Source organism: Pseudomonas sp. MF09150 (assembly GCF_059862355.1).
Genome location: NZ_JCBCUS010000005.1, coordinates 80,000 through 104,244, shown reverse-complemented (window position 1 = coordinate 104,244; position 24,245 = coordinate 80,000). Strand labels below are relative to the sequence as shown.

24 protein-coding genes are annotated in these 24,245 nt (G+C 63.5%); 9 read left to right on the top strand and 15 right to left on the bottom strand.

What is annotated here, in order from left to right; translation table 11 throughout:
* Positions 1 to 24 precede the first annotated feature (24 nt).
* From AC19YX_RS19375 to AC19YX_RS19335, 9 genes are all read right to left on the bottom strand, one after another.
* Positions 25 to 789: an ABC transporter ATP-binding protein gene (locus AC19YX_RS19375; RefSeq protein WP_078470136.1), complete on the bottom strand. Its 765-nt coding sequence runs from the start codon at positions 787 to 789 to the stop codon at positions 25 to 27.
* Between the two features lie 13 nt (positions 790 to 802).
* Complete coding sequence (locus AC19YX_RS19370) at positions 803 to 1,921, bottom strand: succinylglutamate desuccinylase/aspartoacylase family protein (protein WP_201129720.1); 1,119 nt, start codon at positions 1,919 to 1,921, stop codon at positions 803 to 805.
* Between the two features lie 9 nt (positions 1,922 to 1,930).
* Positions 1,931 to 2,641 carry an ABC transporter permease gene (locus tag AC19YX_RS19365; protein ID WP_020297209.1) on the bottom strand — a complete coding sequence of 237 codons (711 nt, stop codon included), beginning with the start codon at positions 2,639 to 2,641 and terminating at the stop codon, positions 1,931 to 1,933.
* Positions 2,638 to 3,366, bottom strand: coding sequence for an ABC transporter permease (locus tag AC19YX_RS19360; RefSeq protein ID WP_078470138.1), 729 nt, complete (start codon positions 3,364 to 3,366; stop codon positions 2,638 to 2,640). The genes AC19YX_RS19365 and AC19YX_RS19360 overlap by 4 nt, the downstream gene beginning before the upstream one ends.
* 55 nt (positions 3,367 to 3,421) lie before the next feature.
* Positions 3,422 to 4,204 carry a transporter substrate-binding domain-containing protein gene (locus AC19YX_RS19355; RefSeq protein WP_020297207.1) on the bottom strand — a complete coding sequence of 261 codons (783 nt, stop codon included), beginning with the start codon at positions 4,202 to 4,204 and terminating at the stop codon, positions 3,422 to 3,424.
* A 214-nt stretch (positions 4,205 to 4,418) separates the two neighbouring features.
* Positions 4,419 to 6,098, bottom strand: a complete 1,680-nt coding sequence (locus AC19YX_RS19350; protein WP_500606795.1) for an ATP-dependent DNA ligase — start codon at positions 6,096 to 6,098, stop codon at positions 4,419 to 4,421.
* Positions 6,095 to 7,126 (bottom strand): ligase-associated DNA damage response exonuclease, encoded by a 1,032-nt coding sequence (locus tag AC19YX_RS19345; RefSeq protein WP_500606794.1) that lies wholly within the window; start codon positions 7,124 to 7,126, stop codon positions 6,095 to 6,097. The genes AC19YX_RS19350 and AC19YX_RS19345 overlap by 4 nt, the downstream gene beginning before the upstream one ends.
* Positions 7,127 to 7,261: 135 nt before the next feature.
* On the bottom strand, positions 7,262 to 9,691 hold the full coding sequence (locus tag AC19YX_RS19340) for a penicillin acylase family protein (RefSeq protein WP_500606793.1): 2,430 nt from the start codon (positions 9,689 to 9,691) through the stop codon (positions 7,262 to 7,264).
* 178 nt (positions 9,692 to 9,869) lie between these two features.
* Complete coding sequence (locus AC19YX_RS19335; protein WP_421547919.1) at positions 9,870 to 10,508, bottom strand: glutathione binding-like protein; 639 nt, start codon at positions 10,506 to 10,508, stop codon at positions 9,870 to 9,872.
* Positions 10,509 to 10,653: 145 nt separating this feature from the next.
* On the opposite strand from AC19YX_RS19335, the gene AC19YX_RS19330 reads away from it, so the two are divergent.
* A complete protein-coding gene (locus AC19YX_RS19330; RefSeq protein WP_078470143.1) occupies positions 10,654 to 11,202 on the top strand; it encodes a cysteine hydrolase family protein in 549 nt (182 codons plus the stop codon).
* Positions 11,203 to 11,273: 71 nt separating this feature from the next.
* On the opposite strand, the gene AC19YX_RS19325 is transcribed toward AC19YX_RS19330, so the two are convergent.
* The 4 genes from AC19YX_RS19325 to AC19YX_RS19310 all read right to left on the bottom strand — a co-directional run bounded on the left by AC19YX_RS19325 (position 11,274) and on the right by AC19YX_RS19310 (position 13,028).
* On the bottom strand, positions 11,274 to 11,486 hold the full coding sequence (locus AC19YX_RS19325; RefSeq protein WP_043229401.1) for an SEC-C metal-binding domain-containing protein: 213 nt from the start codon (positions 11,484 to 11,486) through the stop codon (positions 11,274 to 11,276).
* A 5-nt stretch (positions 11,487 to 11,491) separates the two neighbouring features.
* On the bottom strand, positions 11,492 to 11,977 hold the full coding sequence (locus tag AC19YX_RS19320) for an LEA/WHy family protein (RefSeq protein WP_500606792.1): 486 nt from the start codon (positions 11,975 to 11,977) through the stop codon (positions 11,492 to 11,494).
* 72 nt (positions 11,978 to 12,049) lie between these two features.
* Positions 12,050 to 12,526 (bottom strand): YchJ family protein, encoded by a 477-nt coding sequence (locus AC19YX_RS19315; RefSeq protein WP_201129730.1) that lies wholly within the window; start codon positions 12,524 to 12,526, stop codon positions 12,050 to 12,052.
* Positions 12,527 to 12,530: 4 nt separating this feature from the next.
* Entirely contained in the window at positions 12,531 to 13,028 is a 498-nt protein-coding gene (locus AC19YX_RS19310) for a DUF6231 family protein (protein ID WP_201129732.1), read from the bottom strand.
* 193 nt (positions 13,029 to 13,221) lie between these two features.
* Here AC19YX_RS19310 and AC19YX_RS19305 point away from each other — a divergent pair, with 193 nt between their 5' ends.
* The 3 genes from AC19YX_RS19305 to AC19YX_RS19295 all read left to right on the top strand — a co-directional run bounded on the left by AC19YX_RS19305 (position 13,222) and on the right by AC19YX_RS19295 (position 15,141).
* Positions 13,222 to 13,914: a PA1041 family peptidoglycan-binding anchor lipoprotein gene (locus tag AC19YX_RS19305; RefSeq protein ID WP_078470147.1), complete on the top strand. Its 693-nt coding sequence runs from the start codon at positions 13,222 to 13,224 to the stop codon at positions 13,912 to 13,914.
* Positions 13,915 to 14,111: 197 nt separating this feature from the next.
* Positions 14,112 to 14,390, top strand: coding sequence for a DUF1145 domain-containing protein (locus AC19YX_RS19300; RefSeq protein WP_020297196.1), 279 nt, complete (start codon positions 14,112 to 14,114; stop codon positions 14,388 to 14,390).
* Complete coding sequence (locus AC19YX_RS19295; protein WP_500606791.1) at positions 14,383 to 15,141, top strand: collagen-like protein; 759 nt, start codon at positions 14,383 to 14,385, stop codon at positions 15,139 to 15,141. The genes AC19YX_RS19300 and AC19YX_RS19295 overlap by 8 nt, the downstream gene beginning before the upstream one ends.
* Positions 15,142 to 15,219: 78 nt before the next feature.
* On the opposite strand, the gene AC19YX_RS19290 is transcribed toward AC19YX_RS19295, so the two are convergent.
* A complete protein-coding gene (locus AC19YX_RS19290; RefSeq protein ID WP_078470150.1) occupies positions 15,220 to 15,684 on the bottom strand; it encodes a CopD family protein in 465 nt (154 codons plus the stop codon).
* A 98-nt stretch (positions 15,685 to 15,782) separates the two neighbouring features.
* Here AC19YX_RS19290 and dinG point away from each other — a divergent pair, with 98 nt between their 5' ends.
* The 5 genes from dinG to pdxH all read left to right on the top strand — a co-directional run bounded on the left by dinG (position 15,783) and on the right by pdxH (position 23,833).
* Positions 15,783 to 17,927: an ATP-dependent DNA helicase DinG gene (dinG, locus tag AC19YX_RS19285; protein ID WP_078470151.1), complete on the top strand. Its 2,145-nt coding sequence runs from the start codon at positions 15,783 to 15,785 to the stop codon at positions 17,925 to 17,927.
* A 93-nt stretch (positions 17,928 to 18,020) separates the two neighbouring features.
* The gene (locus tag AC19YX_RS19280; protein ID WP_500606790.1) at positions 18,021 to 20,450 is read left to right on the top strand and encodes a beta-agarase; all 2,430 of its coding nucleotides are present in this window, start codon (positions 18,021 to 18,023) and stop codon (positions 20,448 to 20,450) included.
* A 176-nt stretch (positions 20,451 to 20,626) separates the two neighbouring features.
* Positions 20,627 to 21,772: a serine hydrolase gene (locus AC19YX_RS19275; protein ID WP_201129738.1), complete on the top strand. Its 1,146-nt coding sequence runs from the start codon at positions 20,627 to 20,629 to the stop codon at positions 21,770 to 21,772.
* Positions 21,773 to 21,911: 139 nt separating this feature from the next.
* Entirely contained in the window at positions 21,912 to 23,162 is a 1,251-nt protein-coding gene (locus tag AC19YX_RS19270) for an OmpA family protein (RefSeq protein ID WP_500606789.1), read from the top strand.
* Between the two features lie 23 nt (positions 23,163 to 23,185).
* Positions 23,186 to 23,833 (top strand): pyridoxamine 5'-phosphate oxidase, encoded by a 648-nt coding sequence (gene pdxH, locus AC19YX_RS19265; RefSeq protein ID WP_078470155.1) that lies wholly within the window; start codon positions 23,186 to 23,188, stop codon positions 23,831 to 23,833.
* A 9-nt stretch (positions 23,834 to 23,842) separates the two neighbouring features.
* Here the strand turns inward: pdxH and AC19YX_RS19260 are convergent, their stop codons facing one another.
* Positions 23,843 to 24,079 carry a hypothetical protein gene (locus AC19YX_RS19260; protein ID WP_201129742.1) on the bottom strand — a complete coding sequence of 79 codons (237 nt, stop codon included), beginning with the start codon at positions 24,077 to 24,079 and terminating at the stop codon, positions 23,843 to 23,845.
* Between the last annotated feature and the right edge of the window lie 166 nt (positions 24,080 to 24,245).

Genomic DNA, 24,245 nt, shown 5'->3' with positions numbered 1-24,245 from the left:
CGCCGCTCAAGGCGGCGCCCCCGGTTACTTGAGGTTGCCGCTGAGGAACTGCTGCAAGCGCTCGCTTTTCGGATTGCCCAGCACGTCTTCCGGGGTGCCTTCTTCTTCCACCAGGCCCTTGTGCAGAAACAGCACCTGGCTCGAAACCTTGCGCGCAAAGCTCATTTCGTGGGTGACCATGATCATGGTCCGGCCTTCTTCGGCCAGGCCCTGGATCACTTTCAGCACTTCGCCCACCAGCTCCGGGTCCAGGGCCGAGGTCGGTTCGTCGAACAGCATCACCTCCGGTTCCATGGCCAGGGCGCGGGCGATGGCCACCCGCTGTTGTTGGCCGCCCGAGAGAAACGCCGGGTACTGATCGGCCACCCGCGCCGGCAGCCCGACCTTGTCCAGGTAGCGCCGGGCGCGGTCTTCGGCGTCCTTTTTACTCACCCCCAGCACCCGGCGCGGGGCCATGGTGATGTTTTCCAGCACGGTCATGTGGCTCCACAGGTTGAAGTGCTGGAACACCATGGCCAGCCGGGTACGGATCCGTTGCAACTCGTCATCGTCGGCCACGCGCATGCCGTGGCGGTCGCTGACCATGCGGATCGGCTGGCCGTCCAGGCTCATGGCGCCGTCGTCGGGGGTCTCCAGAAAGTTGATGCAGCGCAGGAAGGTACTTTTGCCCGAGCCGCTGGCACCGATCAGGCTGATCACGTCGCCGGTCCTGGCCTTGAGCGAAACGCCTTTGAGCACTTCGTTGTCGCCGTAGCACTTGTGCAGGCCTTCGATGGTTAGTTTGTACATGGAGCGAACATCCTCAAGGCGAAAGTAGGTAGCCGCTGCGATAGGCTTCGCGGCCGGCGACATGGGCGATGACCATGCCGGCGGTGGCCATGCGCCGCAGCGAACGGGCATACAGCAGCCCGGCGTGGCGACAATGAATCGGGGTCACCCGGTCGTGGATCGGGTCGATGACTTGCGCCACCAGTTGCCCGGCTTCCAGGTACTCCCCCGGCAAGGCGGTGAACACCAGCAGGCCGCCGACCGGGGTCGTCACCGGCTCAACGCCCGCCAGGGGCGTGGCCGGGTAGGGCAGCTCGGGCAAGGGCGGCGCCTCGCCGGCAATGGCGCCGTGGTGTGTCAGGTAATCCAGCAGGGCCTGGCAGTCGAGGCTGGCCAGGCCGTGGTTGACGTCGCCCTGGCCGCGCAGTTCCAGGGTCACGGAAAAGCTGCCCTGGGGGATCGCGAAACGTTCGCCGAAGCGCTGCTGCAACTGCCACCAGAGCAGGGTGAAGCATTCGTCGAACGACTGTCCGCCAGAGTCGGTGGCCAGCAGGCTGGCCTCGGCGCCGATGTAGCGCGCCAGGGGCTCGACCTGCTCCCAGGCTTCGGGGGTGGTGTAGAGGTGGGCCACGGCTTCGAAGTCGCAGTGCAGGTCGAGCACCATATCGGCGTCGCAGGCCAGGCGTTGCAGGGTCAGGCGCTGGGATTGCAGTTGGGTGGTCGCGCTGTGCAGGTCCAGGGCCTGGCGCAGGCTGGCGCGGATCAGTTCCAGGTTGAGTTGCGGGTCGTCACCCAACTGGCCTTCGAGGGCGTTGCCCACCTGTTCGCCAAGGTCGACGAACCAGCGGTTGAAGTTCTGCCCGCTTTCCAGCTCGTAGCGCCCCAGGGGCACGTCCATCAGCACCTGCTCCAGGCCCACCGGGTTGGCCACCGGCACCAGGACGATTTCACTGAGCAGTTGGCCGGCGGCTTCGAGCTCCGCCAGGCGCAGTTTCAGGTGCCAGGCCACCAGCATGCCGGGCATTTCATCGGCGTGCAGGGACGCCTGGATATAGATTTTGCCGGCGGCGTGCTGCGGCCCGAAGTGGAAGCTGTGGATCTGCCGCGCAGTACCGGGCAGCGGGGCGAGCAAGTCGTGGATCTGGTGGCGCATGTGCAAGTCCTAGTGGGTCGGCCCGAGGAAGGCCAGCCAGCGACGTTCGGCCAGGCGGAACAGGCCGACCAGGGCGAAGGTCACGCAGAGGTAGATCACCGCGGCAATCCCGAACGACTGGAAGGTCAGGAAGGTGGCCGAGTTGGCATCGCGCGCGACTTTCAACACATCCGGGATGGTCGCGGTGAAGGCCACGGTGGTGGAGTGCAGCATCAGGATCACTTCATTGCTGTAGTAGGGCAGCGAGCGGCGCAGGGCCGAGGGCATGATCACGTAGGCATACAGCTTCCAGCCGCTGAGGCCATAGGCCTTGGCCGCCTCGACTTCGCCATGGGCCATGCTGCGGATCGCCCCGGCGAAGATCTCCGTGGTGTAGGCGCAGGTGTTGAGGGCGAAGGCGAGGATGGTGCAGTTCATGGCATCGCGAAAGAACGCGTCCAGCACCGGCTGCGCGCGGATCGCGGCAATGCTGTAGATCCCGGTGTAGCAGATCAGCAGCTGGATATAGAGCGGGGTGCCGCGAAACAGGTAGGTGTAGAACTGCACCGGCCAGCGGATGTAACGCTTGGGCGAGACCCGGGCGATGGACAGCGGGATCGACACCAGAAAGCCGATGCAGATCGAGGCACTGAGCAGCCACATGGTCATGGCCAGCCCGGTGATGTTGTAGCCGTCGCTGTAGAGGAACGGCCGCCAGTATTCCTGCAGGAGCTCGATCATCGTACGGCCTCCCGGGAACCGGCGGCGTAGCGGCGTTCGAGCCAGCGCAGGACGACGTTCGAGGCGCTGGTGATCAACAGGTAGATCAGCGCCGCGATGACCAGGAAGTAGAACAGCTGGTAGGTACTCTTGCCCGCATCCTGGGCAGCCTTGACCAGGTCGGCCAGGCCGATGATCGAGACCAGGGCGGTGGCCTTGAGCATCACCATCCAGTTATTGCCGATGCCCGGCAGGGCGAAACGCATCATTTGCGGAAACACCACGAAGCGAAAGCGCTGGCCGCGCTTGAGGCCATAGGCGGTGGCGGCTTCGACCTGGCCCCGGGGCACGGCGAGGATCGCGCCGCGGAAGGTTTCGGTGAAGTAGGCGCCATAGATAAAGCCCAGGGTGATGACCCCGGCGCTGAATGGGTTGATTTCGATGTATTCCCATTCCATCAAGTCGGTGAAGGAGGTCAGCCAGGTTTGCAGGCTGTAGAAAATCAGCAGCATCAGCACCAGGTCCGGCACCCCGCGAATCAGCGTGGTGTAGAGCTGGGCCGGGACCCGCAGCAGGGCCAGGCTGGAAAGTTTGGCGCTGGCGCCGATCAGGCCGAGCAGTACGGCGACCAACAGCGACAACACGGACAGCTTGATCGTCATCCAGGTGCCTTCCAGCAGCAGGGGGCCGAAACCCTTCAGGCTGAAGGCGGAAAGCCCTAGGGTTTGCAAGAGTTCTTCGAACATAAATCAGGGACCTGTGGCGATAAAAAAGCGCCCATCGAAGATGGGCGCCAGAGCATTACTTACCGCTGTAGAGATTCAGGTCGCCGAAGTGCTTTTTCTGGATGGTGGCGTAGGTGCCATCATCGTGTAACGCTTTGATACCTTTATCGAGGAGGGCCTTGAGGTCTTTGTTACCTTTCGAGATGCCGACGGCGGTCTTGGCTGGCAGCAATGGGCTGTCCACCGGCTTGCTGACTTCGTAATCCGCGCCTTGTGGCGACTTGAGGAAGCCCAGTTCGGCTTGCAGCATGTCCTGGATCGACGCATCGAGACGCCCGGAGATCAGGTCGGCGTAGACCTGGTCCTGGTTCTGGTAGGCCTGGGTCTTGACCCCAGCCTTGTCCAGCACGGCTTTGGCGTAGGCTTCCTGTATGGTGCCCTGCTCGTAGCCAACGGTCTTGCCCTTGAGGGACGCGAGGTCTTCGCTCAGGCCTGCGCCTTTTTTGAACACGAAGGAGGTCGGGCCGGAGAACAGTTCATTGGAGAAATCGATGACCTTTTCACGGGCCGGAGTGACGGTCATGGAAGAGATCACACCGTCGAATTTGTTGGCTTTGAGGCCAGGGATCATGCCGTCGAAGTCACTTTCTACCCATTTGCACTTGACCTTGAGCTCGGCGCAGATCGCATTCCCCAGATCGATATCGAAGCCCACCAGGCTGCCGTCGGCGGCTTTGGATTCAAAAGGTGCATAGGAGGGGTCGACGCCAAAACGCAGTTCCTTGTATTCCTTGGCCAGCGCGGAACCGGCGGCCATGCAGAGAGCCAGTGCAGAAAGGGTCAGCAATGCTTTTTTCATTATTCAATCCCTAAAAACCAATATGAGCGCTTGTGGCGCATGGGTACTGTTACTGGAATGCAGCAGACTCAATGAAAGTAGCAATTTCCGAACCAGAGTCCCGAACAAGTGTTTTAAAAGGTGGCACGAGTGTTTGGTCGGTGCGACCCATGCGCCGAAACAGGGCGCGCGCCAGGCGCCGCATCAATAAGGTGCAAGGCGGGCTGACAGGGGTTCAGCCCAATAGATCCTGGAGGGTGGCGAGGCTGTCGGCGTCCTCGACGCGCTTGTCCTGGCGCCAGCGCAGCATGCGCGGGAAGCGCACGGCAATTCCGCTTTTATGCCGCTTGGACAGGGCGATGCCCTCGAATCCCAGCTCGAACACCAGGCTTGGGGTAACACTGCTCACCGGGCCGAACTTCTCGACTGTGGTCTTGCGCACGATGCTGTCGACTTTGCGCATCTCTTCATCGGTCAGCCCGGAATAAGCCTTGGCGAACGGCACCAGGTTGCGCTCGCTGGCGCCGGGCGGGCCATCCCACACGGCAAAGGTGTAATCGCTGTAGAGACTGGCGCGCCGGCCATGGCCGCGCTGGGCATAAATCAGCACCGCATCGACGCTGAACGGCTCGACCTTCCACTTCCACCACACGCCCATGTCCTTGGTCCGGCCAACCCCATAGAGCGCGTCGCGGGCCTTGAGCATCATGCCTTCGACCCCCAGGCTGCGGGATGCTTCGCGCTGGCGCGCCAGGTCGAACCAGTCTCGGCCCTGCAAAACCTCGGAGGACAACAGCAGTGGGCTGGCGCACTCCTTGATCACCTGCTCGAGTTGGCTGCGGCGCTGCGCCTGGGGCTGGTTGCGCCAGTCCTGGCCCTGCCATTCCAGCAGGTCGTAGGCCAGTAGCACTACCGGGGCGTCGGCGAGGACCTTCTTGCTCACATTGCGTCGACCAATGCGCTGTTGCAGCAGGGCAAAGGGCTGCACTGACGGGGCCGGCACCGCGCCGGGCGCGGCGTCATCCGGCGCGGGTGCTTTCCAGACCAGGATCTCGCCGTCGATGACTGTGCCATCCGGCAGGTGCTGGCCCAGAACCAGCAGTTCGGGAAAACGTTCGGTGACCAGCTCTTCGCCCCGGGACCAGATCCACAGCCGGCCCTCGCGCTTGACCAGTTGCGCGCGGATGCCGTCCCACTTCCATTCCACTTGCCAGTTGCTGACCGGGCCCAGCAGGGCTTCGAAGTTTTCCACCGGCTGGGCCAGGGCGTGGGCCAGGAAAAACGGGTAAGGCTGGCCACCGCGTTGTGCGTGCTCATCGGCCGACTCGGGGGCGATCAGCTTGAGGTAGCTGGCGGCGTCGGGGCGGTGCGACAAATCGGTGTAGCCCACCAGGCGCTGCGCCACCCGTTTGCTGTCGAGCCCGGCCATGGCCGCCAGGGCTCGGGTCACCAGCAGTTTGGAGACGCCGACGCGGAAGCTGCCGGTGATCAACTTGATGCACAGCATCAGGCTTTGCCGGTCCAGTTGCGCCCAGAGTCGGGGCAGTTGGGCGGCCAGGGTCTCTGCCGGTGCGCCACGCAGGGGCAGGAGTTTGTCCTCGATCCACAGGGCCAGGCCTTCGTTCGAGCCCTGGGGAGATTCGGGCAGCACCAGGGAGATGGTTTCCGCGAGGTCGCCGACGGCCTGGTAGCTCTCTTCGAACAGCCAGGGCTCAAGCCCGGACAGGGCCACGGCCAGCTCGCGCAGGGTGCGGGTGGGTACCAGTTGCCGGGGCCGGCCGCCGGACAGAAAGTACACCGCCCAGGCCGCATCTTCTGGCGCCGCCTGGGCGAAGTAGGCCTGCATGGCGGCCAGTTTGGCGTTGCTCGAGGTGGTGGCGTCCAGGTCGGCATAGAGGCTGGCAAAGGCTTTCATGGCGCGCCCTCGGTAGCGGGTTCCGGGCTGGCGTTGTCGTCTTCGTCATCGCCGTATTCGGTGCTGAAGCCCTGGGCGTCCAGGCCCTGTTCGCACAGGTAACGCACCAGCACCGCGACCGAGCCGTGGGTCACCAGCACCCGTTGGGCGCCGGTCTGTTGGATGGCCCAGAGCAGCCCGGGCCAGTCGGCATGGTCAGACAGCACGAAACCGCGATCGACGCCGCGCCGCCGGCGGGTGCCACGCAAGCGCATCCAGCCGCTGGCAAAGGCATCGCTGTAATCGCCAAAGCGGCGCATCCAGCTGCTGCCGCCGGCCGAGGGCGGCGCCAGTACCAGTGCCTGGCGCATCAACGGGTCGTTCTTGTCGACATCGCCGGCGTACAGCGTCGGTGGCAGGTGGATGCCACCTGCGCGATACACCTGGTTCAGTGGTTCCACCGCGCCGTGGACCAGGATCGGCCCGAGGCTGGCATCGATGCCGTGGAGAATGCGCTGGGCTTTGCCGAACGAATAACAGAACAACACGCTGGCTTTGCCCGCGCCGATGTTGCCCTGCCACCACTGATTGATCTCGGCAAAGATCTCGGCCTGTGGCTGCCAGCGATAAATCGGCAGGCCAAAGGTCGACTCGGTAATAAAGGTATGGCACCGCACCGGCTCGAACGGCGCGCAGGTGCCATCGGGCTCGACCTTGTAGTCACCGGAGGCGACCCAGACTTCACCTTGGTATTCCAGGCGCACCTGGGCCGAGCCCAGCACATGCCCGGCGGGGTGAAAACTCAAGGTCACGCCGTGATGCAGCAGGCGTTCGCCGTACTCGAGGGTTTGCAGGTTGATGGCCGGGCCCAGGCGCGAGCGCAGAATGCCTTCACCCGGGGTTGCCGCCAGGTAATGCTGATTGCCGCCGCGGGCATGGTCGCCATGGGCGTGGGTAATCACGGCGCGCTCGACCGGGCGCCAGGGGTCGATATAGAAATCCCCGGCCGTGCAGTACAAACCTTCAGGGCGCGCAATCACAAGGTCCATGGAAAGTGCCAGGAGCAGTGGGCTTGCTAAGTAGGAGGCGGGCGGCGCGGGAGAAGTTCGATCGGGTGTGGGGTGAAGGCGCGGCTCAAGGCCGGACGCCCGCCCGGCGCTGGAGTGCCGGACGGGCGGGGCGGCTTACTTGCCGGGGACCAGGGTCAGGCGGGTCTTGCCGTAGCTGCGCTCGAAGTTCTGCGGTTGCAGCGGCAGGCTCAGGTACTGGCCCTTGAGCCACGGGTCGATGGCGTTGGCGTAGTTCGGGCTGGCCGGGTTGCCGGACTGGCCACTGCTATTGACGCCCATCAGCGGCTCGCTCTGGCCGAAGTCGACGATAAAGCGCAGTGCGGGCGTGTCGGTGACCGCGAAGTCCTGGCCCCAGCGGTAGGCGCCGCCGTTCAGGGTGCTGTGGTCGCCGCCCATTTGCAGCGGGCCACGGATGGTTTGGCCACTGCTGTTGGTCCAGCTGTAGCTGTGCAACTTGCCCCACTGCCAGGCCTTGCGGTCGGCGCCGAGCTGGGTTTCGCCGGCGCTGATGGCGGCGGCCAGGCTGCGGGCGAGGATCGCCGGTTTGTCTTCCTTTTGCGCGGTGCGCGAGTCATCCCAGAACGGGCTGTCTTCTTCGCCGAGCAGGTGCGCGGCCTGGGCCGAGTAGGACAATGTGCCGTTGGCGACAAAGGCTTTCCAGGTGGCGCTGGTGGATGGGCCGAGCTTGTCGAGGAAGATCTGTTTGGCGCTTTCCTGGAGGAATAGCTCGTAGATCGCCGCATCCGCCGAGCCGGCGCTGAGCTTGCCATCAAACGCCAGCAAGCGGCTGTAGGCCTCGCGCGCTTTGCTGCGGTCGGCTTCAGGCAGGGCGTCGATGGCTTTTTTCAGCGGCTGGGACATGCCCGGCGCTTCGAACATTTTCTTCAGCTTGGCGGCAAAGGTGGTGCCCTGGTCGTATTGCAGGGCGATCAGGCTGCGGCTGTCCTGCTTGCCACTCGAGGCCAGTTGCGCCATGCGCTCGCCGCGCTCCGGGGCGTGCCAGGAGTTGGACAGCTGCATGCCGTAGCCCTGGGTGATGATTCGCTGGTTGGCGGTGCCGAGCCAGCCCTGGGCCGGGTCCTGATCGTAGGGGTGGAGCATCGGATCGGCGTAACCGTCCCAGTCGTAGCGCCCGTCCCAGCCTGGCGAAGGCAGCAGGCCCTGGCCTTCACGGCGGTTGGGGAAGCGCCCGGTCACTTGCCAGCCGATATTGCTGGCATCGGCGAACACCATGTTCAGCGCGATGGCACGGATCTCGCGGCTGGCATCCGAGGCCTTTTCGACGTTTTGCGCCCGGGACAGGTCGAAGAACGCGTCCAGGCTCTTGTCGTCCTTGAGGTCCGGCATTTGCAGGGCCAAACCGTAGCCGCTGCCGAGGGCTGTGCCCTGGCCGCTGTTGAGCAGAGGCCCGTGGCGGGTTTCGTACACGGCTTCGCGAATCGGCCGTTGGCCTTTGACGAAAAAGGTCTCGTTACGCACGCCGGCCGGCTGCCACTTGCCGCCCGCCAGGTAGTACAGGGCGTTGCCCTGGAACTTGAGTTTTTCCAGGAACAGGTCCTGGTTGTCGCCGTTGACTGCGCTCAGGCTCCAGGCCACCTTGCCGTTGAAGCCCTGGATAATCGCCGGCAGGCCGGCAATCGAAGCGCCGGCAGCCTGGTACTTCGGCGCGCGAATCTGCACGTAGTTCCAGGCCTGCATGTGGCTGTCGGCGGCCAGCAGGCTGCGGCCACTGCGGCTGCGCTGCGGGGCGATGGCCAGGTTGCTGGCGCTGGTGATGCCCAGCGGGTTGAGCGCACTCAGGCGCTCGGCGGCCCCGCTGACTTGCGCCAGGCCCGGCACATTGAGGGCGATGCCCTTGAGTTTTTCTGCCTCGGCAAAGGGCAGCGGCTCGTCCGGGTAGCTTGGGGTCAGCCAGGCCAGCTTGTCGGCGCCGACTTTCTGCGCCAGTACCAGGGCGTTGATTTCTTCCTGCAGGTTGGCCGACTGGCCGAAATTCAGCAGGCAAAAGATCAGCGCCGAGTCTTCGGGTTTCCAATACTCAGGCTTGTAGCCGGTGGCCGCCAGGTCCGGCGGCAGCTTGTCGCGGTAGCGGAACAGGTAGGCGTTGACGCCGCGGGCATAGACCTCGAAGAAGCGTTTGATGCGCGGCGAGGAGGCCTTGTACAGCTCGTCGGCGCTCTTTTTCAGGTTGACGCTGCGCATCAGGCGGTCGACGTCCAGCACCTCGGCACCGGACATTTCTGCCAGGCGGCCCTGAGCCAGCAGGCGCAGGGTCACCATCTGATTGATGCGGTCGCTGGCGTGCACGTACCCCAGGGTGAACAGCGCATCGTGGAAGCTGTTGCTCTCGATCAGCGGCATGCCCATGGCATTGCGCCGCACCGAAACGTTCTGCGCCAGGCCCTTGAGCGGCTGCACGCCGGAGGAGGGGGGCACGGTGTCCTGGGTGTTCCATGACTGGCAACCGGCCAGGCTGAGAACGCCGGCCACTGCCGCGGCAACGCCGAACCGGGGAAGAAAATGTGTGAGGGCTGGCGAGGCCATGGCAAAGCTCCTGCGGGGGTAGCGTCAATAAAGGCGCTACGTTAGTGAGCAGGCGAGTGCCGCGCAAGCCGGGGCAGCGGGTATTTGTGCTTTGCCGGGCAAATAGCGATCGAAGGCAGGCCGCGTCCGGGTTCAGCGGGACGCGGCCTGCCGGCGATGGGTCAATTGCGCCGGGGTATCAGCTCGGGTTGACCCGCTGCACGATGGCATAGGCGCGTTCGGTGGCAGGTCGCGCCTGGATGCGGTTGAACCAGCGCTGCACATGGGGGAAGTCTTGCAGATGCTGGCTCTGCTTCTTGTAGGAAACGATCCAGGGAAAGATCGCCATGTCGGCAATGCTGTACTCGCTGCCGGCTACGAAGTCGCGGTCGGCCAGGCGCCGGTCCAGCACCCCATACAGGCGCGCGGTTTCGTCGATGTAGCGCTTGATCGCGTAGGGGACTTTCTCCGGGGCGGCGAGGCTGAAGTGATGGTTCTGGCCCGCCATTGGCCCCAGCCCGCCCATTTGCCAGAACAGCCACTGCAGGGCCTCCTGGCGTCCGCGCAGGTCCTTGGGCAGGAACTGTCCGGTCTTTTCTGCGAGGTACAAAAGAATCGCCCCGGACTCGAACAGCGACAGCGGCGCGCCGCCATCCTCGGGCTGGTGATCGACAATCGCCGGGATCCGGTTGTTGGGGGCGATCTTGAGAAAGTCCGGCTTGAACTGTTCGCCCTGGCCGATATTCACCGGGTGAACCTCATAGGGCAGGCCGGCTTCTTCGAGGAACAGTGAAATCTTGTGGCCGTTGGGGGTGGTCCAGTAATACAGGTCGATCATGGAGCTCTCCAGCTGGGACGGGTCTTCAAATAGGGACAGCAAACAATGGCATTAGGTCGTCCTGTTTGCGCGCGTCGGCTTGCCTGTCATGGGAGGTGATGCTGAAGTGCGCAGAATTCAATGGCCCAACCCGGAGAAAATCAGCATGGAACTCGATGCCAACGCAGCGCTGATTCTGATCGACCAGCAACAGGGAATCCTTCAGCCCAGGCTCGGCCCGCGCAACAATCCCGAGGCCGAGGAGCGCATGGCCGAGCTTCTGGCCAGGTGGCGCCAGGCCGCGCGCCCGGTGATCCACGTGCAGCATCTGTCCCGTTCGCCGGATTCGGTGTTCTGGCCCGAGCAATCGGGGGTGGAGTTCCAGCCGCAGTTTGTGCCGGGGGCCGGCGAGGAGTTGATTCAGAAGCAGGTGCCGGATGCATTCTCTGGCACCGGGCTGGAAGGGCTATTGCGCAAGGCAGGGATCGGGCAATTGGTCATCGTCGGCGTGGCCACCCACAACTCAGTGGAGGCGACGGCGCGTACCGCGGGCAATCTGGGGTTTGCGACCTGGGTGGTCGAGGACGCCTGCTACACCTTCGACAAGGTCGACTTCTTTGGTCGGCTGCGTTCGGCGCATGAGGTGCACGGGATGTCCCTGGGCAACCTGCACGGCGAATATGCCACCGTGATCAATAGCGCCGAGCTTCTATAAAAGCCGGATAGCCGTGACAACACGGTGCAGGTCGCACCGGGTTGTCATGGCCGCGCATGAGGATCAGTGCATCAAGCGCCGTGGCACTTCTTGAACTTCTTGCTGCTGCCGCACGGGCATGGGTCGTTGCGACCGACATCTTTCAGGGTATTGCGCACCGGTTCCTGGGGCGCATGGTTGCAATGCGGACCGTGTACATGGCCATGGTCGTGATCATGGGCGTGGTGATCATGATCGTGATCGTGGTTGCAGTCAGGGCCATGGACATGGGGTTGCTGGGTCATCGGTGTCACTCCGGAATAAAATCGCCGGGAATTATCTCGCCATTGCGCTTCAGGTGCACGTCATAGCCGATGAATAATCCGGTTTCCAACTCGCCTTCCAGGCGATAGGGGGTGGGTTGCCGCGGGTTGCGCAGCAATTTCACCACGTCGCGCACCTGGGGCCAGAGGTTGGTGCGCACCGCCACCTTGAAATAACCGCTGCTTTTGGGGCCCACGGTAAACCAGTGTTCGTGCTCGCCTTCGGCCAGCAGCAGGCGGTCGAGGTGGATCCGGTACGACAGGTGGCGCACCGTGAGGTCGGAGTCGTTGGGGTTGTCGACGCGAAACAGCAGGCGAAAGCGCTGCTCCAGCATATTGGCGCGAATCACTTCGACCTTCACCAGGTGCACCTGGGGATCGACGGTGTCATCGACGAACCAGGACGCGCACCCCGAGAGGCCTAGCACCCAAAGCAGGCTGATTGTCCTTAATACGCGCAGCTCAGAAACCATGCCATTACTCCGTTTGAACTCCCAGTCTAGCAACCGTGGGCGCGTGGTAAGGGTTGGGTCACGGCCAGGGGCTCAAGGGGTGAGGTAGCTGGCGCAGCATTTCTTGTACTTCTGCCCGCTGGCGCAGGGGCAGGCGTCGTTGCGGCCGGCCTTGAACCCGACTGTCGGGTCGATGAAGTACCAGTGGCCGTTGTTCTGCACGAACGAAGAGCGCTCGCGGTGGCTGTGCTCGCCGTTGCTGTCATGCCAGCGCGCGGTGAAGGTGACGAAGGCGTGTTCGGGCTGGCCGCCGAAGACTTCGGAGCTTTCCACCTCCAGCCCGAGCCAGGTGCTTTGAGCACTCCAGTCGCTGATGGCCTGGCGGTCCAGGCCGGCCTGCTGCACCGGCAGGGTGGTGGCCACAATGTAGTCCACCAGGCCCAGAACATAGGCGCTGTAGCGCGAACGCATCAGCGCTTCGGCGCAGGGGGCCGGATGGCCAGCGTGGTAATGGCCGCAGCAGGCATCCAGCAGGGTGCCGCTACCACAAGGACAAATCGACATACTCATTGCGTTACCACCAATACTTTCCGAAGTTTTCCGGGTTGGCCCAGAACCGTGAGTTGAGCCAGTCCGGCACTTGCTTGTATTCAAGCAGATCGTAGGTAAACAGGGTCAGCACCTGCTCTTCACGCTGGAAGCGTTCGCTGGCCTGCAATGCCAGGGAGAAGAAATCCGTCTCCTGCCAGCCGCAGGCCGCCAGGTCGGCCAGCACCGCGATGCGGCTGGCGTTGAGGTTGCGGATCCCGCCGAGCAGGTTCAGCCCATCGCGCTTGGGCAGGTGTTCCAGGCAATCGACCACCACCGCCAGGTCGAAACGGCGTGCCGCCAGTTCCGCCGGCAAGGGGCCGGGCGCGGTTTGGGCAACCTGGCAGTCGGGGTGCGCCAGCTTGAAGGCGGCGAGGGCCGGGAAGTCGCTGGCGCCGATCAGCAGCAGGTGTTGTGGGGCATAGCGGTCCAGCAGCGCCGCCAGGGCTTGCTGGGGCGTGCGCGAAGAAATACCAGCAGTCATCGAAGATCCTCAATCAGAACTGCAGAGACTAGCGCGCCCGAACGCCCGGGCCTAGAGCGCTTGTCTCGAAATAGCCGAAGCCCCCAACAAATACAGGACCCAAACCGCCATGGCCTATTGCTGGCGCAGATTAAAAGCGCGGTCTTTACTCCCTGAATCGGCTCCGGGCCGATCCCCTACGGAGAACACCTTGATGAGCATAGTTCGCACAGCACTACCCTTGGTTCTGCTAACCAGTGTGTTGACTGGTTGCGCAGGTTTGCAGAAAACCGACTGGCCGACCTGTGCCGCCGTCGGGGGCGTCACCGGTGCGGCGCTCGGTGCGACCGAAAGCGCGTCCTGGGCCGGCGGTGGCGCCTTGGTGGTAGGCGGCCTGGCCGGTGCCTATTGCTGGGTCCACGGCGATGGCGACGAAGACGGCGACGGTGTGCCGGACAGCCGCGACAAGTGCCCGCACACGCCCAAAGGCGTGCCGGTCGATGCCAATGGCTGCCCACCGGTTCCGGTGGCGGTGGTCGAAGAGGTCGTAGTGGTCAAGGAAGAAACCATCGTCATCCGCGATGTGCACTTCGAGTTCGACTCGGCCAGGCTGACCGGCGCCGATAAAACCAAGCTCGACACCATCGCCACACGCCTGAAACAGGAAGCCGCGTCGGCGCAACTGCGCGTGACCGGGCACACCGACAGTGTCGGCAGTGATGCCTATAACCAGCGGCTTTCGGATAAACGTGCGCATTCGGTGACCGATTACCTGATCAACGCCGGCGTGCCACGCAGCAGCTTCGTCTCGGTGTCCGGTGCCGGTGAAAGCCAGCCAGTGGCCGACAACAAAACCGCTGAGGGGCGCGCCCTGAACCGGCGGACGGAAATCAAGATCAACCGCTGATCCTTCTATATAAGCAGCCTTGCCCCGGGGTGGCCGTGATTGCGGCTATCCAGGGGCCTCCCCTGTTTGTTGCCCCCCGCAGCGCTTTGCCGCTGGTCCTTGAACCTCTATGTCGAAGATTTTTTCCCAGGCGCTGGCTAATTCCCGGGATTAGTCGTTACTGTGCGCGCAAAGAAAAATTCACATAGGGGGAGCGTATGAAGGTCTTTTGGGGGCTGGGGAAAATCTTGACCCTGGTGTTCTGGCTGGTGGTGCTGATCAACCTGGCCAAGCCGTTGATCAATCCGCTGCATTTATTGGTCAATCTGGCGGGCAGCCTGCTGTTGCTCACCCATTTGCTGGAGCTGGTGCTGTTCAACGGCAGCCTCAAAGGTCGCAGCAACCCTTGGCGGGATCGCCTGCAGATCCTGTTGGTGGGGATTTTTCACCTGCAAGGCATCCCCCATTCGCCCCGCCTGGAGGCTGATCATGCGTAAATTCTGCCTGCTGGCGCTGCTGTGCAGCCCCCTGGCCGTGGCCCAAGTGGTGACGGTGGAAACCAACTCCCTGATGCGCTTGCCCAACACCACCAGCACCCTGCAACTGGAGCGCCTGGAGGTGTCCGACTACGGCACCTTGTTGATCCCGTCCAATGTCACCGAGCTTCAGGTCGGTGAACTGCACCTGGGCCGTGAGGCTCGGATCGCCATTGTCCCCGCCGAACAGGCACTGCAACTGAAGGTGCGGCGTGCCGAACTGGAACCGGGCAGCCAGATCACCTCGCGCGGTGCCCCGGGCACTTATCAAAAACCGGCCAAGGCCGGGCGCAATCTTGCGTTGCGCATCGAATCGCTGAATGGCCCGGAGTTGTCGGTGGATGCCCGTGGCGGTGCCGGGGCTCCGGGTTTTGTCGGCCTGGATGGGGCCAATGGCCAGGAACCGGGCTGCACCTGGGGCCAGGCCGGGCGCGGTGCCGATGGCGACAACGGCGGCGATGGCCGCCCGGGCGCGCCGGGGGCACAGGTTCGGGTGGAACTGCCGCGTGACTATCCGGCCGAGCAGATCAAGGTCGTGGTCGATGGCGGCGCCGGCGGTCTGGCGGGGCCTGCGGGCAAGCCGGGCACAGGTGGCAAGTCCAAGGGCTGCTACGTCTATCGTACCGACGGTGGCAAGAGTGGCCGCCCGGGGGCTGAAGGCCAGCCGGGGCCCGCAGGGCCAGCAGGTTCGGTGACGCTCCAGCGGTTGTAAGACAGACGGGCGCCTGCCAGGGCGTTAAGGCGGGCCGGTACGTTTCCTTACACGTGCCGGCCCGTTTTCGTACCGGCCCTAGAACATCGGCCGTGCCGCAGCCAAGGCCACCAGCACCAGGCCGATAATCAGGTTGCAGCCTACCAGTCGGCGGATCTTGCCCAGGGCCGCAGCGCCTGCCGGCCAGTCCTCGGCCACCACCGCGTTACGCAGCTCCGGCAACTGCAACGACTGGATGCGGATAAACAGCGCGGTCATTACCAGGTACAGGCCGATCATCACCTGCACATAACGCGGCGCGGTCTCGAAGCCGTTGAAGCGCAGTTGGATCAGGCCGACGCCGCTGATCGGCAAAACCGCCACCGCGACCCAGACCCAGACAAAAAAACGCTGAAACACTTCTACCCAGAGCTTCAGGCGCGTCGGGCCTTCAAGTGCCGCCCCAGCCGCCGGACGCAACACCATCCAGGCGAAAAACATGCCGCCGACCCAGACCAGGGCGGCCAGGACATGCAGGGTGTAAGCAAGGGCAAAGGCTGTCATTCGGGTACTCCGTTCTGCGCGGGATGAATTAGCGGGTTATGATAGCGGCCGATCCGAACCACTGAAAATTTATCCAGCGTTTTTCGCGCCCAAAGACCATGATCAGCAACGAACTCAAAACCACGATCCAGGGCGCTTACTCGCGTTTTCTCGAAGCCAAGAGCCTCAAGCCGCGTTACGGCCAGCGCCTGATGATCGCCGAAGTGGCCAAGGTCCTTGGCGACATCGATACCGATGAAGAAGGTCGGCGCAGTGGCGACCCGGCCGTAGTGGCCGTGGAAGCCGGCACCGGTACCGGGAAAACCGTGGCCTACAGCCTGGCCGCCATCCCCACCGCCAAGGCCGCCGGCAAGCGCCTGGTGATCGCCACCGCGACCGTCGCCCTGCAGGAGCAGATCGTCTACAAAGACCTGCCCGACCTGATGCGCAACAGCGGGCTGAATTTCACCTTCTCCCTGGCCAAGGGCCGCGGGCGCTATATGTGCCTGTCCAAGCTCGACATGCTGCTGCAGGAAGGCCACGCGCAAACCGCCACTGCCCAGCTGTTCGAGGAAGAAGGCTTCAAGATCGAAGTCGATGAAGCCAGCCAGAAGCTGTTCACCAGCATGATCGAGAAACTCGCCGGCAATAAATGGGACGGCGACCGCGACAGCTGGCCCACCGCCCTCGAAGATTCCGACTGGGCACGCCTGACCACCGACCACAGCCAGTGCACCAATCGCCATTGCCCGAACTTCGGCCAGTGCGCCTTCTACAAGGCCCGCGAAGGCATGGGCAAGGTCGACGTGATTGTCACCAACCACGACATGGTCCTGGCCGACCTGGCCCTGGGCGGCGGTGCCGTGCTGCCTGACCCGCGGGACACGCTGTATGTGTTCGACGAAGGCCACCACCTGCCGGACAAGGCCATCGGCCACTTCGCCCACTACACCCGCTTGCGTTCCACCGCCGATTGGCTGGAGCAGACTGCCAAGAACCTGACCAAGCTGCTGGCCCAGCATCCGCTGCCGGGCGACCTCGGCAAGCTGATCGAGCAGGTGCCGGAGCTGGCGCGGGAGATCAAGACCCAGCAGCAGTTCATGTTCACCGCCTGCGAACAACTGGCGGACTTCAAGACCGGCGAAGACATGGAGGGCCGCGAGCGGCCGCGCCATCGGTTTGTCGGCGGGGTCATTCCCGAGCACATGCGCGAGATGGGCATTGAGCTGAAGAAGGGCTTTTCACGCCTGACCGACCTGTTCACCCGCCTCACCGACCTGCTCAAGGAAGGCATGGATGGCGAGGTCAATATCGGCATCGCCAGCAACCAGGCCGAAGAATGGTACCCACTGTTCGGCAGCCTGCTGTCCCGGGCCCAGGGCAACTGGGAGCTATGGACCGCCTTCACCACCGAAGACCCGGAAGACAACCCGCCCATGGCCCGTTGGCTGACCCTGGCTGAAAGTGGCTCGTTGTTCGATATCGAAGTCAACGCCAGCCCGATCCTGGCTGCGGAAATGCTCCGACGTAACCTGTGGAACGTGGCCTATGGCGCCTTGGTGACTTCGGCCACCCTGACGGCCCTCGGCACGTTCGATCGGTTCCGCATGCGCGCCGGCCTGCCGAAAAAAGCCGTGACCGCCGTGGTCCCCAGCCCCTTCCATCACGCCGATGCCGGTGTGCTGCGGGTTCCGGACCTCAAGGCCGACCCGCGGGACGCGCCGGCCCATACCGCGGCCATCATCCGCGACCTGCCGGAACTGGTGGAAGGCTCGCGCGGCACCCTGGTGCTGTTCTCCTCGCGCAAGCAGATGCAGGACGTGTTCGACGGCCTGGACCGCGACTGGCGCAAGCAAGTGTTCATTCAGGGCAACCTGTCGAAGCAGGAAACCCTGAACAAGCACAAGGCGCGGGTCGATGGTGGTGACTCCAGCGTCCTGTTCGGCCTGGCCAGTTTCGCCGAAGGCGTGGACTTGCCCGGGGCCTACTGCGAGCACGTGGTGATCGCCAAGATCCCGTTCTCGGTGCCGGATGATCCGGTCGAGGCTGCGCTGGCGGAGTGGATCGAGGCCCGGGGCGGCAATCCGTTCATGGAAATCTCCGTGCCCGATGCCTCGCTCAAGCTGGTCCAGGCCTGCGGTCGCCTGCTGCGTACCGAGCAGGACCGCGGCACCATCACCCTGTTGGACCGGCGTCTGGTCACCCAGCGCTACGGCAAGGCTATCCTCAATGCCTTGCCGCCGTTCCGGCGGGAAATTTCTTGAGCGCGGTCTGCAGATTGGCTTCCCGCGCTGTCTATTTCATGTCACCGATTCAACACAGGCCGTTTATCGGTCATTAGGGAGAACCTGGTTCATATGATTCGCCGTTCGTTGCCCGCCGTATTGGCTCTGATGTTCGCCGCGCCGCTGCTTGCTGCGCCTGCCGGACAGCAGACGCTGTTCAACTTTGTCCGGCCCGCGGCTGTGGTCCAGGTGACGACACAGGATGCCGGCCTGCCGCAATCCAATGCAGAGCAAACGGCCGAAGGTGAAGTGCTGCGGCGGGTCACCTTCAACCCGGCGGCGCAGCCGAGCCTGCGCTTGAGCCCGCAAAGTGGTGCCTGGGACTGGTCGCAATCGGGAATGATGAGCCTGCGCATCCAGAGCGCCATGAACTGGGCCCTGACCCTCTACGTGAAAATCCAGAGCAATGACGGCAAGACCCTGGTCAGCCGCATCGATCTGCCGGCCGGGCCGGCGCAAACCCTGTTGGTACCGCTGGTGGCCAGCTCGCCGTTGAGCCAGGGCATGAAGGCCGGGCCGCCGATGCCGACGACCGTGGACGGGCAGCGCATTCTGCTGGCCAGCAGCCAAGGCGAGCTGGATCGCAGTCAGGTGGTGTCGGTCACCCTGTCGATGGAACAACCCAAGGCCGCCCAGAGCATTCTGCTTGAGCGCTTCGGCGTGCAGGACGGCGAGGGCGTGGTCAAGGCGGTCTACGGTTCGCTGGTGGATGGCTACGGCCAGTCGACCCGCGCCCGCTGGCCGGAAAAAATCAGCAGCGACGATCAGTTGAAGACCGCGGCGAGGAAGGAACAGCAGCAGCTCAAGACCTGGCTGGCCGAGCGCGAACGCAGTGCCCTGGACAAGTTCGGCGGCTGGGACAAGGGCGCACCCTTCAAGGCCAGCGGTTTTTTCCGCACCGAGAAGCGTGACGGGCGCTGGTACCTGGTCACCCCCGAAGGCCATCCGTTTTACTCCCTGGGGGTCAATGCAGTCACTGCCGAGAACAGCCAGACCTATATAGCCGGCCGCGAATGGATGTTCCCGGCCCTGCCCAAGCCCGGTGAGCCTCTGGCCGGTTTTTACGGCGAGGGCGATAACCGTGGCGGCAACGGCGCCGACCAGGGCCGTGCTTATAACAGTGGCCGCTGGTACGACTTTTACGCGGCCAACTTGCAGCGCACCTACGGCGTGCCTTGCGCAGCCGGCAGCGAAACCCAGCCCGGGATAGCCGACGCGGCCAAGGCCGATGCCCGGCAGGCGCAACAGACAGCCGCCCCTGCCACTGCGACGACCGCGCCGTGCGCCCCTGAGGCCCTAGACACCAAACGCTGGGTCAGTCACACCCAGGACCGCTTGCAGGCCTGGGGCTTCAACACCGTCGGCAACTGGAGCGCCTCGGCGCTTGAAGACAAAGCGCGGGTGCCTTACACCCTGCCGCTGTCGATCGTCGGCGACTACGCCAGCATCAGCACCGGCAGCGACTGGTGGGGCGGCATGCCCGACCCGTTTGACCCGCGTTTTGCCATGGCCACCGAGCGTGCGGTAGCCATCGCTGCCCGCGACCATCGGGATGACCCTTGGTTGATCGGCTACTTTGCCGACAACGAACTGGCCTGGGCCGGTCCCGGTGATGGCCCCAAAGCCCGCTACGCCCTGGCCTACGGCACCTTGCGCATGACCACCGACGTGCCGGCCAAACGGGCGTTTCTCAAGCAGTTGCGCGACAAATACCGTAACCAGGCCGGCCTGTCGAAGGCCTGGGGCATTGATCTGCCTGCCTGGGAGCTGATGGAAGACCCGGGTTTCGAGCCGCCGCTGCCGAACCCCGAGCACCCGGAAATCGAAGCCGACTTCAAATACTTCCAGAAAGTGTTTGCCGATACCTACTTCAAGACCATCTCCGATTCGCTGAAGTGGCATGCGCCGAACCACTTGCTGCTGGGCGGTCGTTTCGCCATCAGCACCCCGGAGGCCGTGACCTCCTGTGCCCAGTACTGCGACGTGTTGAGCTTCAACATGTACACCCTCAAGCCCCAGGACGGTTATGACTTCGCCCAACTGCGCAGCCTGGACAAGCCGGTACTGATCACCGAATTCAACTTCGGCTCCCGTGACCGTGGCCCGTTCTGGGGTGGCGTGACCGAATTGGCCCGTGAAGAAGATCGCGCGCCGGCCTATGCCAATTTCCTCAAGCAGGCGATCAGCGAGCCGTCAATTGTCGGTGTGCACTGGTTTCAGTACCTCGACCAGCCGGTGACCGGTCGCCTGCTGGATGGCGAGAATGGCCACTTCGGCCTGGTGGGCATCACCGACCTGCCGTTCCAGGGGTTCGTCGACAGCGTGCGCAAGAGCAACCTGCTGACCGTCGATCAACTAGGCGCCGAGGTCGAAAAGGCCAAGGCTGAAGCCGACAAGGCTGCCGCTGCCGAAAGCCATGGTGGCGACGGTGGCAAAAAGGCTCATGACAGCAAGGACGGCGGCGCCGGCCGCGCAGGCGGGCATTCCGGCAACGGTCATTGATCACGAGGGGCAGCTTGCAGGCTGCCCCTTTCGTATCCGCTGGGGCACCGGGCAAAACCCTCGGGCGTCCCAGGTTTGCGCGAATTTCATCACCGGCTGGCATCTGTTCCCAAAACCGCCTGGGGCTGAAACAATGCGTGCCACTTTGTAGAGCATGGGTTTGGGGGGAGTCACGGGTGCAGATTCAAGGTCATTACGAGCTTAAATTCGAGGCCGTGCGTGAAGCCTTCGCGGCCCTCTTTGAAGATTCCCAGGAGCGCGGCGCGGCGCTGTGCATTCAGGTCGGCGGTGAAACCGTGATCGACCTCTGGGCCGGTACTGCCGACAAAGACGGCGCCGAGGCCTGGCACAGCGACACCATTGCCAACCTGTTCTCCTGCACCAAGACCTTTACTGCAGTGACCGCGCTGCAACTGGTGGCCGAAGGCAAGCTCAAGCTGGACGCGCCGGTGGCGCAGTACTGGCCGGAATTCGCCGCCGCCGGCAAACAAGCCATCACCCTGCGTCAGTTGCTGTGCCATCAGGCCGGCCTTCCGGCGCTGCGCGAGATGCTCGCGCCAGAGGCGCTGTACGAATGGCAGACCATGGTCGACGCCCTGGCCGCGGAGCAACCCTGGTGGACGCCGGGTGAAGGCCATGGGTATGCCGCTATCACTTACGGCTGGCTGGTCGGCGAATTGCTGCGCCGAGCCGATGGCCGGGGGCCGGGGGAGTCGATCGTGGCTCGCGTGGCCAAGCCATTGGGCCTGGATTTTCACGTCGGCCTGGCGGATTCGGAGTTCTACCGGGTGGCGCATATTGCCCGGGGCAAGGGCAATGTCGGTGATGCCGCCGCCCAGCGCCTGCTGCAAGTGACCATGCGCGAGCCCACTGCCATGACCACCCGGGCGTTTACCAATCCGCCGTCTATCATGACCAGCACCAACAAACCTGAGTGGCGACGCATGCAGCAGCCGGCGGCCAATGGGCATGGCAATGCCCGCAGCCTGGCCGGTTTCTACAGTGGCCTGCTTGATGGCAGCCTGCTGGAAGCGGACATGCTCGACGAGTTGACCCGTGAGCACAGCATTGGCATGGACAAGACTCTGCTGACCCAGACCCGTTTCGGCCTGGGCTGCATGCTGGACCAACCGGATGTGCCGAACGCGACTTTTGGCCTGGGTGCCCGGGCCTTTGGTCATCCGGGGGCGGGTGGTTCCACCGGTTTTGCTGACCCGGAGCATGATGTGGCCTTCGGTTTTGTGACAAATACCCTGGGGCCTTATGTATTGATGGATCCGCGGGCGCAGAAGCTAGCGAGGGTTTTGTCGGATTGTCTGTAAAAAGGTTGCTGTTAAGAACTTTTTTGCTTAAACATGCTGGAATAGCTGCAAGGTGGAACCTTGTGGCTTTTATAATTTCCAAGCGTCTGTTTACGGGTCGCTCAGACCGTAATTATTTATCTCATTTTGTGGATATCCCATGTCGTCGAACAAGTCTTTAGCCCTGGCCATTTGCCTCACAGTTACCGGTTGTGCTCAAACGCCGCAAAATGACGCAGAAGGTGGCCATTGGTGGTCGTTCGGTTCCGATAAGGCGACCAACAACAGCGCCGCAGAGCCTGCACAAAAAGCCCCCGTGGCTGCAGCCCCGGCTCCAGCTCCAGCGGCAAAGCCTGCAGCAGCAGCCCCAGCCGGCAAGGCCACCGCCGCCGCCAAGCCTGCAGCCCCCGCCGTCAAAGCCGCCGCCGCGCCAGCCCCAGCTGCCAAGCCCGCCGCGATTGCCGCTGTCGAGCCTGCACCGGCCGCCGCCGCTGCTCCAGCAGCCAAGAGCGAAAGCAGCAGCTGGTGGTGGCCGTTTTCCTCCAAGGACGACGCTGGCGACAAGCCGGTAGCCGAAGCCAAGAAAGCTGAACCGGCACCGGCTCCAAGCGTTGCCAAGGCTGACACCGGCAAGAACTGGTGGTGGCCATTTGGCCCGAGCGAGCCAAAGCCGCTGAGCAAGGTCGATGTCACTGATATCCCGATGCCTGATCCGAAAATCACCCAAGCCTGGCTGGATGACTACGAGCCTCGCCTGCGTGAAGCGATCAAGGACAGCAAGCTGCAACTGGAACGCCGCGAAAACGTACTGGTGGTCACCGCTCTGGTCGACGGTTCGTTCAACCCGGACCGTCCAGCCATGCTGCTGCCGGTGACCCTGGGTCCATTCACCCGCGTCGCCAAGGCTGTTGAAGGCGACTCCAAGACTGCGGTCCTGGTGCTGGGTCACGCCGATACTGTTGGTGCGACTGCCCTGAACCAGAAAATCAGCCGTGACCGTGCGCAATCGGTAGCAGCGATCTTCAGCCTCAGCGGCCTGAAACAAGACCGTCTGATGCTGCGCGGCATGGGTTCGGTCATGCCACGTGCAGCCAATGACAGCCCGCAGGGCCGTGCCTTGAACCGCCGCGTGGAAATCATGCTGACCCAGCGCAGCACCATGCTCGGCCTGCTGAGCAAGTACAACCAGCCAACCCCTTCGGAAACTGAAATGGTAGCTGTGCAGGACGTGAAGCCAGCTGTGCCGGCCATTGCCTCGAAAAAAGCCGCACCTGCCAAAAAAGCCGCTCCTGCGAAAAAGGCCGCCACTCCTGCGAAGAAGCCAGCGACCAAGAAAGAACCAGCGAAGAAGGTGGCCCCGGCCAAGGCAGCCGTTCCGGCAAAAGCGCCGGCGACCACCGCACAGAACTGATTCTTTAGCGAAAGGAAGCTGCCATGACCCAGGCCCTGGCTGATATGCGCCGCGACTACACGCGTGATGGACTGACCGAAGCCCAGGCTCCGGCCGAGCCCTTCGCCTTGTTTCACCAGTGGTTCGCAGACGCGGTGAAAACCGAACAGCCACCGGTGGAGGCCAATGCCATGACGCTGGCGACCGTCGACTCCGATGGCCGCCCGCATTGCCGCATCCTGTTGCTCAAGGGTTTGGATGAGCAGGGTTTTACCTTCTTCACCAACTACCAGAGCGCCAAGGGTGAGCAGCTTGCGGCTCATCCCTTTGCGGCCATGACCTTCTTCTGGCCGACCCTCGAGCGTCAGGTGCGCATCGAGGGCCGGGTGGTCAAGGTCAGCCCGCAGGAGTCCGACGATTATTACCAGGTACGTCCGCTGGGCAGCCGCCTGGGGGCCTGGGCATCGCCCCAGAGTCGGGTGATAGATGGGCGCGGCGAGCTGGAGCAATTGCTCAAGGCGACCGAGGCGCGCTTCAGTGACAGTCAGCCCGATTGTCCGGAGCATTGGGGCGGTTACCGCCTGCTGCCCGAGCGTATCGAGTTCTGGCAAGGTCGCCCAAGCCGTCTGCACGATCGCCTGAACTATCGTGTACAGGGCGCTGACTGGGTGCGTGAACGCCTGGCGCCTTAAGGTTTCAGGTCAGGCGCCGGGATAACCGGTCGCGGCGGCTGCCAGCCACTGCGGCAGGTCCCGGCGTTTTACTTTCTGCTGATGGGCATTAGCCAGTTGTTGCAGCATGAAGGCTTTTTTCTGCTCATCCGCACCTGCCAGGGAAAGCGCCAGGTCTCGGTCCATCCAGCGTTTGATCCGCACATACAACCACCAGTGGAAGTACAAGCCGGCGGCGGTGGTGGCAATGATGATGAAGTAATCCATGAGAAGTCCTGTACCTGGGGTGCGCGTAAATGTTGCCTGAGCTTTTTTGAGCGTTTTGGCAGTCTGCGTAGTCTGTACTGAGACTGAATGAAAGCAATTTTATCCGGGCGATGCCGTGACAGGTATCAAGCTGCGGAGTTTAATGACGATCTGTCCTTTGGAGTTG